Genomic DNA, 16113 nt, shown 5'->3' with positions numbered 1-16113 from the left:
GCTCACTCCTCGCGCTCACATCTTGCAGTCGGCCGACGGGGCGCGGAACGCCTCGGCCGCCGGGATGGTCTTGAGGATCTTCACGTAGTCCCACGGCTCGCTGACCTCGGCCTGCGGCTTCACCTGGGCCAGGTACGCGTCGTGGATGACCCGGTGGTCCTCGGCGCGGATCTTGCCGTTGCGCAGGAAGAGGTCGTTGACCTCCTTACCCTCCAGGCCCTTGACCACGGTGTCCGCGTCGTCGGTGCCGGCGGCCTGCACGGCCTCCAGGTACTGCATGGCGGCGGAGTAGTTGGCCGCGTGCGCGAAGGACGGCCGGGTGCCGGTCTCCTTCTGGAACCTGTCGGCCCACTCCCGGTTCTGCTGGTCGAAGTTCCAGTACCAGGCGTCGGTGTAGGTGGTGCCGGCGAGCGCGGCCGGGGTGAGCGAGTGGATGTCGGTGATGAACATCAGGCCCACGGCCAGCCCGACGCCCTTGTCCCGCAGCTTGAACTCGTTGTACTGCTTGACCACGTTGACCAGCTCGGCGCCGGCCTGCATGGTGCCGAGCACCTGCGGCTTCGGGTTCAGCGTGGGGGCCTTGAGCAGGAACGAGGAGTAGTCGCCGCTGGTGTTCGGGAACGGCGCGCCGTCCTTGCCGACCACCTTCCCGCCGGCGGCGGTGATGGCGGCGGAGAAGCTCTTCTCCATGTCCTGCCCGAAGGCGTAGTTCGGGTAGAGGATGTACCAGTTCTTGCCGACCTGCTCGGTGGTCACCGTGCCGGTGCCGTGGGCCAGCATGTAGGTGTCGTACGCGTAGTGGAACGTGTACTTGTTGCAGCTCTTGCCGGTCAGGTCCGTGGTCGCCGCGCCGATGTTGAAGTAGAGCTTCTTCTTCTCCTTGGCCACGTCGGCGACCTTGAGGGCGGCCGAGGAGGTCGGCACGTCCAGGATGGCGTCGACGCCCTTGCGGTCGTACATCTCCTGGGCCTTGCTGTTGGCCACGTCCGGCTTGTTCTGGTGGTCGGCGGTCTCCACGCTGATGTTCTTGGTGACGGCCTTGTCGCCGTACTTGGCCTTGAAGTCGGCGATGGCCATCTCCACGGCCTTGACCGAGTTCCGCCCGGACAGCTCCGAGTAGGCCCCCGACTGGTCGTTGAGGACGCCCAGCACGATCTTGTCGCCGGTCAGCTTCTGGTCGCCGCCGGACTGCGGGCCACCGCCGCCGCAGCCGGCGACCACCAGCACCGCCGCCGAGGCGGCGGCCACACCCACGCTCCTGCGCATGTCGAATCCTTCCGTACCGCGCGGTCCGCGCGGGTCAGCCGTCGTTGTCAGATTCCGAGGTACGCCAGCAGCTCGCGCTCCCGCGAGCGCACCTCGGAGTTGTCCATCGCCTCCGCGATCCGTCCCTCGGCCAGCAGGTAGTGCCGGTCGGCTACGCCGGTGGCGAAGTGCAGGTTCTGCTCGACCAGCAGCACGGTGACGCCGTGCTTCTTGGCCTCCCGCAGCAGGTCGCCCACCTGCTGCACGAGCAGCGGCGACAGGCCCTCGGTGGGCTCGTCGCAGAGCAGCAGCCGGGCGCCCATCCGCAGCACCCGGGCCAGGGCGAGCATCTGCTGCTCGCCGCCGGAGAGCATGGTGGCCGCCGAGTCCCGCCGGCTGTAGAGGGCGGGGAACGCCTCGTACACCCGCTCCAGCGGCCACGGGTCCGGGCCGACGCGGGGCGGCAGGGTCAGGTTCTCGGTGACGGTCAGGGTGGCGTACGCGCCCCGGTCGTCGGGGACCCAGCCGAGCCCGAGCCGAGCCCGCTTGTACGCGGGCAGCCTGGTGACGTCCCGGTCGGCGAAGCTGACCGTGCCGCGCTGGCCCGGGTGCAGCCCCATCACCGACCGCAACAGGGTGGACTTGCCGGCGCCGTTGCGCCCGACCAGGGTGACCACCTCGCCGGCGGCCACCTCCAGGCTCACGTCCCGCAGCACCTGGGCCTCGCCGTACCAGGCGGAGAGGTTCTCAATGCGCAGCATCCGCGGCTCCCAGGTAGGCGGTGATGACCCGCTCGTCGGCGCGGACCTGCTCGTACGGCCCCTCGACCAGGACCTTGCCGGCCTGCAGGACGGTGACCGTGTCGGCGAGCCGGCCCACCACGCTCATGTTGTGTTCGACCATGACCACGGTCCGGCCCTCCCGGACCCTGGCGATCAGGTCGACGGTGCGGTCCACGTCCTCCAGCCCCATCCCGGCGGTGGGCTCGTCGAGCAGCAGCACCTTCGGGTCGAGGGCGAGCGCGATGGCCAGTTCCAGGGCGCGCTTGCGCCCGTACGCGAGGGCCTCGGCTGGGGCCTCGGCCAGCTCGGCGAGGCCGACCATGGCGAGCAGTTCGTCGGCCCGGTCCCGGTAGCGGCGCATCAGCTTCGCCGAGCGCCAGAACCGCCAGCCCAGCCCGCTCGGCGACTGGAGGGCCAGTTCGACGTGCTCCCGCGCGCCCAGCTGCGGGAAGAGGCTGGTGATCTGGAAGGAGCGGGCCACGCCGAGCCGGGCGACCCGCTCCGGGGGCAGGCCGGTCACGTCCCGGCCGGCCAGCTCGATCCGGCCGGCGCTGGGCGGCAGGAATCCGGTGAGCAGGTTGAACAGGGTGGTCTTGCCGGCGCCGTTCGGCCCCACCAGGGCGTGCACGGTCTCCGGCGCCACGTCGAGGTCGACCCCGTCGACCGCCCGGAAGCCCCGGAAGTCCCGGGTCAGCCCACGGGCCGACAGGATCGCTTGGCCGGCCATCGCCTCACCCTCCGCACGTCCGTCCCGCGCCGGCCAGGTCGGTGACCGGGGTCACAGGGCCGTCGCGTGCAGGAAACCTACGGCGCACCGGCAGAGTCGAGCCATGTCGATCCTCCACACATTCGGCCGGGAGGGGACGGGCTCGCCCGCCATAGGGGGCGGGCCCGTCCGCGGGCAACCCGACGGATCGGCGGCCGTCGACATGTGGTGCGGCACCGTCACCGGGCGGTCGCGTACTCCGGCAGGTCGAGCCCGTCGGCCTTGCTGAAGAAGAGCCGGGTGGCCAGTCCGCGCAGCGGACGGGAGGTCATGGCCCGCATCGACGCGTCGCGCATCCGGATCGCCGTCCGGCTGGCCGGCAGGAAGCCGCCGATGCCGCCGCCCGGCAGCTCCTGGCCGCGGGTCACGTGCGGCCGCAGCAGCTCCTCGTAACGGCGGTACGCCACCGCGTGGTCGCCCCGCGCCGCGGCCAGCTCCCCGGCCAGCAGGTACGCCCCGACCAGCGCCAGGCTGGTGCCCTGCCCGGTGAGCGGGGACGGGCACCAGGCCGCGTCGCCCAGCAGCGCCACCCGCCCGGCGCTCCAGCGCTCCATCCGTACCTGGCCGTACCGGTCGAAGTAGAAGTCGCCGGCGTCCGGGGCGGCGGCCAGCAGCTCGGCGGCGCGCCAACCGACGCCGGCGAAGCGCTCGGCGAGCAGCCGCTGCTGGGCGGCCCGGTCCCGGCGGTCCACGTCGAGTTCCGGGGAGCGGAAGCTGAAGAACGCGGCGGCCCGGCCGTCCCGGGTGGGGCGGGTGCCGACCACCCGGCCGCCGGGCGCGTTGTGCAGCAGGAACCAGCCGGTCCCGTCCCGGTAGGGGGTGGAGAAGTAGGCCAGGTACGCGCCGAGCGGCCGCACGTACGCCGACTCCGGCCCGAACGCCAGCGCCCGGGTGCGGGAGTGCGAGCCGTCCGCCCCGACCACCAGGTCGACGGTGCGCGGGGCGGAGCGGGCGAAGGTGAGCCGCACCCCGTCCCCGGTCTGCGTCAGCGTCTCGATCGAGTCGTCGAAGACGTACTCGACGTCGTCCCGGGTCGCGTCGTACAGCAGCCGGGCCAGGTCGCCGCGCTCGATCTCGATGTCGGCGACGATCCCCTCCCCGTCGAAGGCGTGCACCGGCAGCCGGGCGCGCACCCCGCCCCGCTCGTCGACGTACGCCATGCCCTGCTCCCGGAGGGTCTCGGCCCGGATCCGGGCGGTCAGGCCCATCCGGTCGACCACCTCCCGGGCGGTCCCCCGCACGTCGACCGCCTGCCCGCCGGGGCGCAGCCCGGGGGCGTTTTCCACCACGGTCACGGCGAAGCCGTACCGGCGCAGCCAGAAGGCGAGGGCGGGGCCGGCCACGCCGGCGCCGGAGATGAGCACGGTCCTGTCGTTCATGGTGTTCTCCCGAGTTCGCGCGTACACCGTCCATCCGGTGTGGGGAGGACGCTAAGGTCGGCGCGCCCCGGACGCTGCCAGCGACCTAGTACGGTGCCCGGTCCGGCCGGGCCGGCGGCCCCGGTGTACTAGTACGCTTCGCGGCGGAGGTGGCCGGGATGACGCAACGCGGTCGGGGTCAGGAGCCGCCGTACCGGCGGATCGCCGCGGAGATCCGCCGCCGGATCAACCTGGGCGAGCTGCGTCCCGGCGACCGGGTGCCCTCGGCCCGTCAGCTCACCCGGGAGCACGGCGTGGCCATCGCCACCGCGACCCGGGTGCTCGCCCTGCTCCGCGCCGAGGGGCTGGTGCTGACCCGCCCGGGCGCCGGCACCGTGGTCGCGGAGCCACGGCAGGAGCCTGGGCGGGCGGAGCCGGAGCTGAGCCGGGAGCGGGTGCTGCGCACCGCGCTGGCGCTGGCCGACGAGGGCGGACTGGCCGCGGTGTCCATGCGGCAGATCGCCGCCGAGCTGGGCGTGGCCACCATGTCGCTCTACCGGCACGTGCGCGGCCGGGACGAGCTGATCCTGGCGATGGCCGACGCGGCGCTGGCCGACGCCCCGCTGCCGACCACGGAGCCGCCCGGCTGGCGGGCCCGGTTGGATCTGCTCGCCCGGGCGCAGTGGGCCGCCTACCGCCGGCACCGCTGGGTGCCGCACGTCATCTCGATCGCCCGACCGCAGCCGCTACCGCACGGCATGGCGCACACCGACCGCGCGCTGCGGGCCACCGCCGGCCTGGGCCTGGACCCGCAGGTGCGCTGGCACGTCGCGGTCACCCTGATGGCGTACGTGAAGGGCATCGCCACGAACCTGGAGATGGGCGCGCAGGCGGTGCAGGACACCGGCCTCAGCCACGAGCAGTGGGTGGATCGGCAGCAGGCCACCTTCCAGCAGCTGATGGCCGGTGGCGGGCTGGCCACCATGGACGCCCTCACCGCCGGCGGCGTCGAGCTGGACCTGGAGAGCGTCTTCGACTTCGGCCTGCGCCGGCTGCTCGACGGGTTCGCCGCGCTGATCGAGGGCCGGCCCGGGGTCAGTCCGGGAAGGTGACCACCCAGCGGGCGCCCTCGCCCCGGGCCAGCCGGTCCAGCGCCGCGGGCGCCTCCGCAAGCGGGACGGTGCCGCTGACCAGCGGAGCCAGGTCCAGGCTGCCGTCGGCGAGCGCGCCGGCCAGCTCCGGCACCTCCCGGTCCGGGTCGGAGGAGCCGTAGACCGAGGACCGCAGGGTGCGCGCCGAGTGGAAGATGTCCAGCGCCGACAGGCTGAGCAGGTCGTCCTTGGCGCCCATGCCGACCACGGTGACCGCTCCCCCGCGCCGGGTGCAGCGCCAGGCGGCCCGGATGGTGACGGACCGGCCGACGCACTCGAAGGCGTGGTCGACGCCGCGTCCCTCGGTGCGCGCCCGAACCTCCTTGGCGAGGGTGTCGTCGGAGCGGAGGAAGTCGGTGGCCCCGGCGGCGAGGGCGAGGTCCCGCTTCGCCTCGGCCACGTCGACGGCGAGGATCGGGCCCGCGCCGGCCCGCCGGGCGGCGGTGAGCACGGCGAGGCCGACCCCGCCCAGGCCGATCACCGCGACCGACTCGCCGGGTGCGACCCGGGCGGTGTTGCGGACCGCGCCGGTGCCGGTGAGCACCGCGCAGCCGAGCAGCGCGGCCTGCTCGGGCGGCAGGCCGGGCGGGACCGCGATGGCGGCCCGCTCGGGCACCACCACCTCCTCGGCGAGCGCGCCGAGGCCCAGGGTGACCTGGAGGGGGCCGCCGTCGGCGGTCTCCCCCCGGGCCACCGAGGGCCCGGTGTTGGCGGCGCAGAGCCAGGGCTCGCCGTGCCGGCAGTGCCAGCAGGCGCGGCAGGCGGGCGCCCAGTTGAGCACCACGGGCGTGCCGACGGCCAGCCGGGTGCCGGGGCCGGCCTCGGCCACCACGCCGGTCGCCTCGTGCCCGAGCACCAGCGGGTACGCGGGCGCCACCGTGCCGTCCACCATGGCCAGGTCGGAGTGGCAGATGCCGGCCGCCCGGATCCGGACCCGCAGCTCGCCGGGGCCGGGGTCGGGCAGGCGTACCTCCTCGACGGCCGGGGTGGCGCCCCGGCCGCGGACCACGAGCGCCCTCACCGCTGGATCGCCTTCAGCTCGGTGAACTCCTCGACGCCGTACCCGCCCAGTTCACGGCCGAGGCCGGACTGCTTGTAGCCGCCGAACGGGGCGAGCGGGTTGAACGCGCCGCCGTTGACGTCCACCTGGCCGGTACGCAGCCGCCGGGCCACGGCGAGCGCCGCCTCCTCGTCGGCGGACCAGACCGCGCCGGCCAGCCCGTACCGGGAGTTGTTGGCGATGGCGACCGCCTCGTCGGTGTCGGCGAACGGGATGACCGCGAGCACCGGGCCGAAGACCTCCTCCTGGGCGAGGGCGCTGTCCGGGTGCACGTCGGCCAGGACGGTCGGGGCGACGAAGTGGCCGCGCGGCGGCAGCGGCGCGTCCGGGCCGCCGGCGACGAGCCGGGCGCCGTCGGCGAGGGCCCGGTCGACGTGCCCACGGACCCGCTCGGCCTGGGCGGCGGAGACCAGCGGGCCGAGCCGGGTGGCCGGGTCGAACGGGTCGCCCGGCCGGTAGCCGGCGACGGCCGCCGCGACCAGGTCCAGCGCCTCGGCGTAGCGGTAGCGGTGGACCAGCATCCGGGTCCAGGCGGTGCAGGTCTGGCCCGAGTTGAGCAGCGCGTTGCCGACCCCGACCTTGACGGCGGTGGGCAGGTCGGCGTCGGCGAGGATCACGTTGGCCGACTTGCCGCCGAGTTCCAGGGCGACCCGGGCGATCCGGTCGGCGGCCAGGTGGGCGATCCGCCGGCCGGTGGCGGTGGAGCCGGTGAACGAGACCAGGTCGACGTCGGGGTGGGCGGCCAGCGCCTCGCCGACCACCGGCCCGGTGCCGGGCACCAGGTTGACCACCCCGGGCGGCAGCCCGGCCTCGGTGACCGCGTCGAAGAGCAGGTACGCGGTGAGCGGGGTCAGCTCGCTGGGCTTGAGCACCACCGTGCAGCCGGCGGCGAGGGCCGGGGCGACCTTGGCGACCACCTGGTGCAGCGGGTAGTTCCACGGGGTGATCGCGCCGACCACGCCGACCGGCTCGCGGACGACGAGGGAGTTGCCAATGGTCTCCTCGGCGGGCGGGCGGGCCGCGAGGTCGACCATGCCGCGCAGCACCGTCAGCGGCAGCCCGGCCTGAATCCGGGTGGCGAGCTTGAACGGGGTGCCCAGTTCGAGGGCCACGGTGCGGGCGATCTCGTCGGCCCGGGCGGCGAGGGCGGCGTGCAGCCGGTCGAGGTGGGCGGCCCGTTCGGCGGGGGCGGTGGCGGCCCAGCCGGGGAAGGCGGCCCGGGCGGCGGCCACGGCCCGGTCCACGTCGGCCGGGGTGCCGGCGGGGACCTGCCCGATGACCTCCCCGGTGGCCGGGTTCTCGACCGGGATCGTGCCGCCGTCCGCCGGCTCGACCCAGTCCCCGGCGACGTGCAGATGGCGGCGGACCAGCAGGGCGGGGGGCGCGTCGGCGAGATCCATGGCGTCCCTTCGGGGGCGGGAAACTAGCAGTGGGAGTTTTGACGCTACCCCGGACCGCTGCCGCGTTCCAGAGGGGCCACGGTCCGGGCGTACTCGGCGGCGAGGCCGTGCAGCAACGCGTCCAGGCCGAGGGTGAACGCGCCCTCGTCGACGCTGCGCTGGTGGCCGCGCAGCCGGTGGGCCTGGTTGAGGTGCGGGTGCGCCGCGTACAACTCCGGGTCCTCCACGAAGCCGCGGGCGAACGAGCCGAGCGCCGACCCGGCCACGAAGTAGCGCAGCGCGGCGCCGATGTGGGTGGCCCGGGCCGGCGGCCAGCCCGCCCGGACCAGCGCGCCGTAGACGGCGTCGGCCATGGCCAGCGCGGCCGGCCGGCGTCCGGGCCCCTGCGCCAGGTAGGGGACGATGTTCGGGTGCGCGGCCAGCGCCTCCCGGTAGGACCGGGCCCAGTGGCGCAGCCCCTCGACCCAGTCGTACCGGTCGAAGACGCTGACGTCGACGGTCGCCGTGACGCTGTCCGCCACCGCGTCGAGGATCTCGTCCTTGGTGGCGAAGTGGTTGTAGAGCGAGGGGCCCTGCACGCCGAGCGCGGCGGCCAGCCGGCGGGTGGAGAGCGCGCCGAGGCCGTCGGCGTCGATCAGCGCGAGCGCGGTCTCGACGATCCGGTCGCGGTTGAGCAGGGCCTGGCGGGGACGCGGCACCTCAGCCCACCCGCGCCGGGCCGACGCCTCCGCCGAGCACCCCTCGTCGGTCGAATCCCGCCACTCCGCCTCCCCCGTCGGAAACACCTGCTCACGCACCCTAGCCGGGGCACGGCGACGGAGCCTCACCGCGACGGCCGGAGGAGGGGTCTGGACGGATGAAAACTTACACCGCTAGTTTAAGAGCGACCGCCGCGGCATTGCGGCGGTCCACCGCCACGCCGACCGAGGGAGCATCGTGGACTTCGCACTGTCCGACGAGGAACGGGCCGTCCGGGACACCGTGCGCGCCTTCGTCACCCGCGAGGTGCTGCCGCTGGAGCAGGAGGTGCTGCGCCGCGAGCGTGCCCACCAGCCCGGCCTGGACCGCTCCGAGCTGCGCGAGTTGCAGCTCAAGGCGAAGAAGTTCGGCTTCTGGGGCCTGGCCACCCCCGAGGAGTACGGCGGGATGGACCTGCCCGCGGTGCTCCAGTCGCTGATCTGGACCGAGCTGGGCCGCTCCTTCGTGCCGTTCCGCTTCGGTGGCGAGGCGGACAACATCCTGTTCCACGCCACCGAGGAGCAGAAGCGTGAGTTCCTCCTCCCGACCATCGAGGGAGAACGGATCTCCTGCTTCGCGATCACCGAACCGGGCGCCGGCTCGGACGCCGCGAACATCAAGCTGCGCGCCCGCCGCGACGGCGACGACTGGGTCCTCGACGGCGAGAAGACGTTCATCACCAACGGCAACGACGCCGACTTCGCCATCGTGGTGGCGGTGACCGACCCGGCGAAGGGCGCCCGCAACGGCGGCGCGACCGCGTTCCTGGTCGACCGGGCGATGGGCTGGCGGTCGGAGTTCATCCAGACCATGGGCGAGGGCGGGCCCGCATCGCTGATCTTCGACGGCGTACACGTGCCGCACCGCAACATCCTCGGGGAGGTCGGCCAGGGCTTCACGCTGGGCATGGAGTGGATCGGCAAGGGCCGGTACACCATCCCCTCGCACGCCATCGGCATCGCCGAGCGGGCCCTGCAGATGGCCATCGACCATGCCAACACCCGGGAGACCTTCGGCGCGAAGATCGGCACCAACCAGGCGATCCAGTGGATGATCGCCGACTCGGAGACCGAGCTGGAGGCGGCCCGCTGGCTGGTGCTGAGGTCGGCGTGGACGGTCGACCAGGGCCTCGACCCGCGGCACGCCTCCTCGATGGGCAAACTCTACGGCGCCGGCATGGTCAACCGGGTGGTCGACCGGGTGCTCCAGATCCACGGCGGCATGGGCTACACCCGGGAACTGCCGATCGAGCGCTGGTACCGGCAGGTCCGGCTGTACCGGATCTTCGAGGGCACCGACGAGATGCAGCGGCTGATCATCTCCCGCGACCTGTTGCGCGGCTACACGAAGATCGGCGGCCACCTGGCCTGAGGCGGTGGTGGCTCCCGCCCGGTCCCGGGGTGGGAGCCCCGCCGCCTCAGCCCGTCAGCGCCGCCAGGGCCAGGTCGACGTCCTCCTCGGTCGTGTAGAGGTGGAACGCGGCGCGGACCCGTCCGGCGCGGACCGCCGCCCGCACCCCGGCCCGGGCCAGCTTCTCCTGCGCGCCCGGCACCTCGACGGCGACGATCGCGCTGTCGCCGGGCGGCCGGCCCAGCCCGGCGAGGAACCGGTTGGCCAGCGCCACGTCGTAGGCGTGCACGGCCGGCAGCCCGATCTCGGCGAGCAGTTCCAGGGCGGGCGCCGCACCGACGTAGCTGAACCAGGCCGGCGAGATGTCGAAGCGCCGGGCGTCGTCGGCCAGCCGCAGCGGCGGGCCGTAGTAGGAGGCGTGCGGGTCGGCGCCCGCGTACCAGCCGGCGGCGTCGGGACGCAGCCGCTCGCGCAGCGCCGGGGCCAGGTAGCCGAAGGCCGCGCCGCGCGGCGCCATCAACCACTTGTACGCGGCCACCGCCACCACGTCGGCCAGCCCGGCGTCGAAGGGCAGCCAGCCGGCGGCCTGGGTGGCGTCCACCGCGACGAGGGCGCCGTGCGCCCGGGCCGCCGCGACGATCGTCTCGTACGGGGCGACCGCGCCGTCGGCGGACTGCACGAGGCTGAACGCGACCAGGTCGGTGTCGGCGTCGATCGCGTCGACCAGGCCGGCGAGCGGCACGGTGCGGACCCGGACGCCCCGCTCCTGCTGCACCAGCCAGGGGAACAGGTTGGAGGTGAACTCCACCTCGGGGACGACCACCGTGGCGCCGGCCGGCAGCGCGGCGGCCACCGGGGCGAGCAGTTGCGAGGCGGTGCTGCCGATCGTCACGTCCGTCGGGGCCACCCCGACCAGCCGGGCGAACCCGGCGCGGGCCCGCTCGGCGGCGACACCCCAGCCCTCCCAGGAGATCCGGCCCACCCGCCAGTCCGCCAGGGCGTCCTGCAACGCCTGCCAGGCCGGCTCGGGCGGCAGCCCGTAACTGGCGGTGTTCAACCAGCCGGGCTCCGGCTGCCACAGCTTCTGCGCCTGCTCCACGTCCATGCCACCGACGCTAACGATCACCGCCGGCCACCGGGCCGGCCAATTCCCGCCTCGTGGTCCCCGCCGGCACGCCGACCGGGCCCGCCGGACGGGGGGTCCGGCGGGCCCGGTTGCGCGGTCGGGTCAGGCCGGCGCGTCGGCCGGGGTGGCCGGTCGCGGCGCCGGGACCGGCTCGGGGGCCTCGTCGGCCGGCTCGTCGTCGTCGAGCATGGTGGCCTCGTCGAACGGGCGCTGGCCGCTGAGCACGGCGTGGGCCTGTGCCCGGTCGAACTCGCCGGTCCAGGTGCCGACCAGCACGGTGGCCACCGCGTTGCCGGCGAAGTTGGTCAACGCCCGGGCCTCGGACATGAACCGGTCGATGCCGACGATCAACCCGACGCCGTCGACCAGGTCCGGCCGGTGCGACTGGAGGCCACCGGCCAGGGTGGCGAGGCCGGCGCCGGTCACCCCGGCCGCGCCCTTCGAGGCGATGATCATGAAGGCCAGCAGGCCGATCTGCTCGCCGACCGCCATCGGCTTGCCCAGCGCGTCGGCGATGAACAGCGCGGCCATGGTCAGGTAGATGGCGGTGCCGTCGAGGTTGAAGGAGTAGCCCGTGGGCACGGTGATGCCGACGACCGGCTTGCTGACGCCGAAGTGCTCCATCTTGGCGATCAGCCGGGGCAGCGCCGACTCCGACGACGAGGTGGACAGGATCAGCAGGAACTCCCGGCCCAGGTAACGCAGGAGGGAGAAGATCGAGACGCCCGACACCAGCCGCAGCAGCGCGCCGAGCACCACGATCACGAAGATCAGGCAGGTGGCGTAGAAGCCGAGCATGATCTGGGCCAGGCTGGTCAGCGCGTCCACGCCGGTCGCGCCGACCACCGCGGCGATCGCGCCGAAGGCGCCGATCGGGGCGGCCCACATGATCATCGCCAGCACCTTGAAGACGAGGCGCTGGATCACCTCCACGGCACGCAGCACCGGCTCGCCGCGCCGTCCCATGGCCTGGACCGCGAAGCCGACCAGCAGGGCCACGAGCAGGGTCTGGAGCACCGAGCCCTCGGTCAGCGCGGAGAACAGCGAGGTCGGGATGATGCCGAGCAGGAACTCGACGGTGTCGCCGCTCTCGCCACCGGCGGCGGACTTGCCCGCGTCGGCCACCTCCGGGCCGAGGTGCAGGCCCGAGCCGGGGTGGATGATGTTGCCGACCACCAGGCCGATGGCCAGCGCCACCGTCGACATGAGCAGGAAGTAGCCGAGCGCGAGGCCGCCGACCTTGCCGACCCTGGCCGCCTGCCGGACGGACCCGACGCCGAGGACGATCGTGCAGAAGATGACCGGGCTGATCATCATCTTGATCAGGTTCACGAAGCCGGTGCCCAGCGGCTTCAACTCCTTGCCGACCTCGGGCGCGGCGAGGCCGACCACGATGCCGGCGAGGACGGCCGCGATGACCGCCAGGTAGAGGTACCGGGTCCGGTCCCGGCGGGCGGGCCGGGCGGCCGCGGGGGTGGGTGTGGTGGTGGTGTCCATGCCGACAATGTGACGCCGGTCTCAGCGCAGGGCACGCTTGCGTTCATTCTGTTCACCTCCGCGACTCGCGGCCGAAAACGGACCGGTCGGGTGGGCCAGACTTGCGGGACGACCCGGGTGGGAGGAGGGGATCGGTGGCCCGACGGCAGTGGAGCATCGCGGGGCAGCTCTTCGCCCTCCAGGCGGTGGTGGTGACGCTGCTCGTGCTGGCCGGCGCGGCCGGCGCCGTCTGGCTGGCCCGCAGCGACTCCCAACAGGCCGCGAAGGACGAGGTACTGGCCGTGGCGCAGGCCGTCGCCGGCTCCCCCAACGTCCGCGCGGCACTCACCACCGCCGACCCGCCGGCCACCCTCCAGCCGTACGCGGAGGCCACCCGGGTGGCCACCGGAACGGACTTCGTGGTGGTGATGGCCCCGGACCGGACCCGCTACTCGCACCCGAGCCCGGAGCTCATCGGGCAGCCGTTCATCGGCGACATCGGCCCGGCGCTCTCCGGCGAGCCGTTCACCATCACCAACGTCGGCACGCTCGGCGAGTCGGTGCGCGCGGTCGTCCCGGTGTACGACGACGAGCACCGGATCATCGGGCTGGTCTCGGTGGGCATCACCACCCGGGCGATCAACCGGAAGCTGCTCGCGCAGGTGCCGGTCCTGCTCGGCGCCGCCGCGCCCGCCCTGGCCCTCGCGGCCACCGGTTCCTGGCTGCTCAGCCGCCGGCTCCGCCGGCAGACCCACGGCCTCGGGCCGGGCGAGATGACCCGGATGTACGAGTACTACGACGCGGTCCTGCACTCCGTCCGCGAGGGGCTGCTGGTGCTGACCCGGGACCGCCGGGTGGCGCTGGTCAACGACGAGGGCCGCCGCCTGCTGGGGCTGGCCGACGACGCGGCCGTGACCGACCGGCCGGTCAGCGGGATCGACCTGCCGCCGGCGGTGGCCGAGCTGCTCGGCTCCGGTCGGGACGCGCACGACGAGCCGGTCCTGGCCGGCGACCGGGTGCTCGTGGCCAACCAGCGAACCACCCGCTTCGAGGGAGCGGTGCTCGGCACCGTGCTGACCCTGCGCGACCAGACCGAGCTGCGCAACCTGGCCAGCGAGCTGGACTCGGTCCGCGCCCTGACCGAGGCGCTGCAGGCGCAGACCCACGAGTCGGCGAACCGGCTGCACACCGTGCTCACCCTGGTGGAGCTGGGCCGCACCGACGAGGCGGTCCGCCTGGCCACCCGCGACCTGGCGCTCGCCCAGCAGCTCACCGACCGGGTGGTCGGGGCGGTGACCGAGCCGGCGCTGGCCGCCCTGCTGCTCGGCAAGTCGGCGCAGGCCGGCGAGCGCGGCGTGGACCTGGTGATCGAGCCGGACTGCCGGCTCGACGACAGCCCGCTGCCCACCACCGACCTGCTCACCGTGGTCGGCAACCTGGTCGACAACGCCCTTGAGGCGGTCGCCGGCGCCCCGGCGCCGCGCCGGGTCCGGGTCTTCGTCGGCGCGGTCGGCGACGAGTTGGTGGTCCGGGTCGGCGACAGCGGCCCCGGACTGGACCCGGACCGGGTGGCGGACGCGTTCCGGCGCGGCTGGTCCACCAAGAGCGCCGGCCGGGGGCTCGGTCTGGCGCTGGTCGGGCAGGTGGTCCGCCGGCACGGCGGCGCCGCGGAGGTGGCCCGCACCGACGACGGGGAGACCCTGTTCACCGTCCGGCTGCCGGTCCCGGGAGTGGCCCGATGAACGACGTCCGGGTGCTTGTGGTCGAGGACGAACCGCTGCTGGCCGAGGCGCACAAGGCGTACACCGAACGGGTGCCCGGCTTCGTGGTGGTCGGGGTGGCGCACACCGCGCGGGACGCGATGGCGGCGCTGCGCCAGCGCGGCGGCACGGACGTCGACCTGGTCCTGCTCGACTTCCGCCTGCCCGACCTGCACGGCCTGGACGTGTGCCGGGCCCTGCGGGCGGCGGGCAGCAGCGTCGACGTGCTGGCGGTGACCTCGGCGCGGGACCTCGCCGTGGTCCGCACCGCGGTGTCCCTGGGGGTGACCCACTACCTGCTCAAGCCGTTCACCTTCGCCGCGTTCCGCGACAAGCTGGAGCGGTACGCCGAGTACCGGCGGCAGGCCCTCGCCGACGGCGAGGTGGCCGCCCAGCACGAGGTGGACCGGATGTTCGCCACCCTGCGCGGGGCGACCCGGCACACCCTGCCCAAGGGCCTGGACGAGCAGACCCTGCACACCGTGCTGGCCGCCCTCGGCGACGGCGGGCTCTCCGCGACCGAGGTCAGCCGGCGCACCGGGATCTCCCGGGTGACCGCCCGGCGCTACCTGGAGTACCTGGTCTCCGCCGACCGGGCGGTCCGCGCGCCTCGCTACGGCACCCCCGGACGGCCGGAGGTCGAGTACCGGCCGGTGTGAGCCGACTGCCGCGACCGGCTCGGCCGGGACCCGGGCAGCCCTACCGGATGTTGGCGGTGTGCCCGAGCGAGTAGCGGCCGGGCTGCGGCCAGATGGTCAGGCCGTGCGGTCCCCGGCCGACCGGTATGCGGGCCAGCAGCTTGCCGGTCTCCGTGCTCAGCACGTACACCTCGTCGTGGTAGCGCCCGGAGAGCCAGAGCTGCTTGCCGTCCGCGGAGAGGCCGCCCATGTCCGGACTGCCGCCGCCGGGGATCCGCCAGGTCGTCCTGGTCTTCAGGCCGGCCAGATCGAGTACGGTCACGCTGCCCTCGTCCCGGTTGGTGACGTAGGCGAGCTTCGCGTCGCGGCTGAAGTAGATGCCGTGGGCGCCCCGGCCGGTGCGGATGAACCGGGTCTGTCGGGTGGCCCCGCCGTCGAAGACGTACACGCCGTGGGCGCGCATGTCCGCGACCAGGAAGTGCTGGCCGTCGGGGGTGAGCCGGGTGTCCTGGGGCATACCGTCGGCCGTCTCGGTGAGCCGGAACTCGCGCAGCTTGCGGAGGCTGGCGGTGTCCAGCACCAGCATCCGGTTGGCGAACTCACAGCTGAACAGCATTGTCCTGCCGTCGGCGGAGTAGTCCATGTGGTTGATGCCGCCGCACTCGGGGAACCGGACCGACCTCACCCGCTGCCAGGTCTTCACGTCGTAGAAGTCCAGCCGCTGGTACGCCTCGGCGACCACGATCGCCTGCTTGCCGTCGGGCGTGAAGTAGAGGTTGTAGACGTCTTCGAGCTTCCGGAACGAGCCCGGCTTGCCGGTCCGCGCGTCGATCGGGACCAGGCCGCCCCGGGGGATCTGACTGGATGCCACGTAGAGGGTGCGCAGGTCGTAGGAGGGCACCACGTGCTGCGGCTCGGGACCGCCCGGGAACTTGTCCACCACCTTGTAGGTTGCGGGGTCGATCACCCAGACGTCGTTGCTCTTGGTGTTCGGCACGTAGACCAGCGCCCGGTCGCCGCGGACCTGGGCGGCGAGCTGGCCGGGGCCCGCCGCCGCGTACACGTTTCCGGCCGCGGGGTACGTCGGCATGCCCGCCACCAGCGGCCCGAGCGTCCCCACCGGCGAGGCGGCGGCGGACGGGCTGGTCAGCGCCTCCGTGGTGGGTGCCCGGTCGGTGCAGGCGACGAGCCCGGCCGACAGGAACAGGACCGGCACGGCGGCCAGCAAATGACTACGGGACATTGGCCCACGATAACGGACAA

Annotated in this window: 14 protein-coding genes; 4 read left to right on the top strand and 10 right to left on the bottom strand. The window is 73.9% G+C overall.

Annotation, left to right across the window (positions count from 1 at the left end; translation table 11 throughout):
* Positions 1–15: 15 nt before the first annotated feature.
* The 4 genes from B0E53_RS06535 to B0E53_RS06520 all read right to left on the bottom strand — a co-directional run bounded on the left by B0E53_RS06535 (position 16) and on the right by B0E53_RS06520 (position 4172).
* Positions 16–1266 carry an ABC transporter substrate-binding protein gene (locus B0E53_RS06535; protein ID WP_107075168.1) on the bottom strand — a complete coding sequence of 417 codons (1251 nt, stop codon included), beginning with the start codon at positions 1264–1266 and terminating at the stop codon, positions 16–18.
* A 47-nt stretch (positions 1267–1313) separates the two neighbouring features.
* Positions 1314–2006, bottom strand: a complete 693-nt coding sequence (locus tag B0E53_RS06530; protein WP_107075167.1) for an ABC transporter ATP-binding protein — start codon at positions 2004–2006, stop codon at positions 1314–1316.
* The gene (locus B0E53_RS06525) at positions 1993–2754 is read right to left on the bottom strand and encodes an ABC transporter ATP-binding protein (RefSeq protein ID WP_107075166.1); all 762 of its coding nucleotides are present in this window, start codon (positions 2752–2754) and stop codon (positions 1993–1995) included. The genes B0E53_RS06530 and B0E53_RS06525 overlap by 14 nt, the downstream gene beginning before the upstream one ends.
* 218 nt (positions 2755–2972) lie before the next feature.
* Complete coding sequence (locus B0E53_RS06520) at positions 2973–4172, bottom strand: FAD-dependent monooxygenase (protein ID WP_107075165.1); 1200 nt, start codon at positions 4170–4172, stop codon at positions 2973–2975.
* A 158-nt stretch (positions 4173–4330) separates the two neighbouring features.
* Here B0E53_RS06520 and B0E53_RS06515 point away from each other — a divergent pair, with 158 nt between their 5' ends.
* Positions 4331–5263 carry a TetR/AcrR family transcriptional regulator C-terminal domain-containing protein gene (locus B0E53_RS06515; RefSeq protein WP_107075164.1) on the top strand — a complete coding sequence of 311 codons (933 nt, stop codon included), beginning with the start codon at positions 4331–4333 and terminating at the stop codon, positions 5261–5263.
* On the opposite strand, the gene B0E53_RS06510 is transcribed toward B0E53_RS06515, so the two are convergent.
* Genes B0E53_RS06510 through B0E53_RS06500 form a run of 3 tightly spaced genes read right to left on the bottom strand, consistent with a single transcriptional unit; the run spans position 5247 to position 8460 of the window.
* On the bottom strand, positions 5247–6323 hold the full coding sequence (locus tag B0E53_RS06510; RefSeq protein WP_246835269.1) for a zinc-binding dehydrogenase: 1077 nt from the start codon (positions 6321–6323) through the stop codon (positions 5247–5249). The two genes, B0E53_RS06515 and B0E53_RS06510, sit on opposite strands and share 17 nt — an antisense overlap.
* Positions 6320–7762, bottom strand: a complete 1443-nt coding sequence (locus B0E53_RS06505) for an aldehyde dehydrogenase family protein (RefSeq protein ID WP_107075163.1) — start codon at positions 7760–7762, stop codon at positions 6320–6322. The genes B0E53_RS06510 and B0E53_RS06505 overlap by 4 nt, the downstream gene beginning before the upstream one ends.
* A gap of 44 nt (positions 7763–7806) precedes the next feature.
* Positions 7807–8460: a TetR/AcrR family transcriptional regulator C-terminal domain-containing protein gene (locus B0E53_RS06500; protein WP_107075162.1), complete on the bottom strand. Its 654-nt coding sequence runs from the start codon at positions 8458–8460 to the stop codon at positions 7807–7809.
* Positions 8461–8698: 238 nt separating this feature from the next.
* On the opposite strand from B0E53_RS06500, the gene B0E53_RS06495 reads away from it, so the two are divergent.
* Positions 8699–9871 carry an acyl-CoA dehydrogenase family protein gene (locus tag B0E53_RS06495; RefSeq protein ID WP_107075161.1) on the top strand — a complete coding sequence of 391 codons (1173 nt, stop codon included), beginning with the start codon at positions 8699–8701 and terminating at the stop codon, positions 9869–9871.
* Between the two features lie 46 nt (positions 9872–9917).
* On the opposite strand, the gene B0E53_RS06490 is transcribed toward B0E53_RS06495, so the two are convergent.
* The gene (locus B0E53_RS06490; RefSeq protein ID WP_107075160.1) at positions 9918–10955 is read right to left on the bottom strand and encodes an aminotransferase class V-fold PLP-dependent enzyme; all 1038 of its coding nucleotides are present in this window, start codon (positions 10953–10955) and stop codon (positions 9918–9920) included.
* Between the two features lie 123 nt (positions 10956–11078).
* A complete protein-coding gene (locus B0E53_RS06485; RefSeq protein ID WP_107075159.1) occupies positions 11079–12473 on the bottom strand; it encodes a cation:dicarboxylase symporter family transporter in 1395 nt (464 codons plus the stop codon).
* A gap of 134 nt (positions 12474–12607) precedes the next feature.
* On the opposite strand from B0E53_RS06485, the gene B0E53_RS06480 reads away from it, so the two are divergent.
* Positions 12608–14194 carry a sensor histidine kinase gene (locus B0E53_RS06480; RefSeq protein WP_107075158.1) on the top strand — a complete coding sequence of 529 codons (1587 nt, stop codon included), beginning with the start codon at positions 12608–12610 and terminating at the stop codon, positions 14192–14194.
* Entirely contained in the window at positions 14191–14871 is a 681-nt protein-coding gene (locus tag B0E53_RS06475) for a response regulator (RefSeq protein ID WP_107075157.1), read from the top strand. The genes B0E53_RS06480 and B0E53_RS06475 overlap by 4 nt, the downstream gene beginning before the upstream one ends.
* A 40-nt stretch (positions 14872–14911) precedes the next feature.
* Here the strand turns inward: B0E53_RS06475 and B0E53_RS06470 are convergent, their stop codons facing one another.
* A complete protein-coding gene (locus B0E53_RS06470) occupies positions 14912–16093 on the bottom strand; it encodes a cytochrome D1 domain-containing protein (protein ID WP_107075156.1) in 1182 nt (393 codons plus the stop codon).
* Positions 16094–16113 lie beyond the last annotated feature (20 nt).

The sequence above is a fragment of the Micromonospora sp. MH33 genome, assembly GCF_003013775.1.
GTDB classification, from domain to species: domain Bacteria; phylum Actinomycetota; class Actinomycetes; order Mycobacteriales; family Micromonosporaceae; genus Micromonospora; species Micromonospora fulviviridis.
Note: the sequence above shows the minus strand (reverse complement) of the source record. Positions and strands in the feature narration are given on the sequence as shown.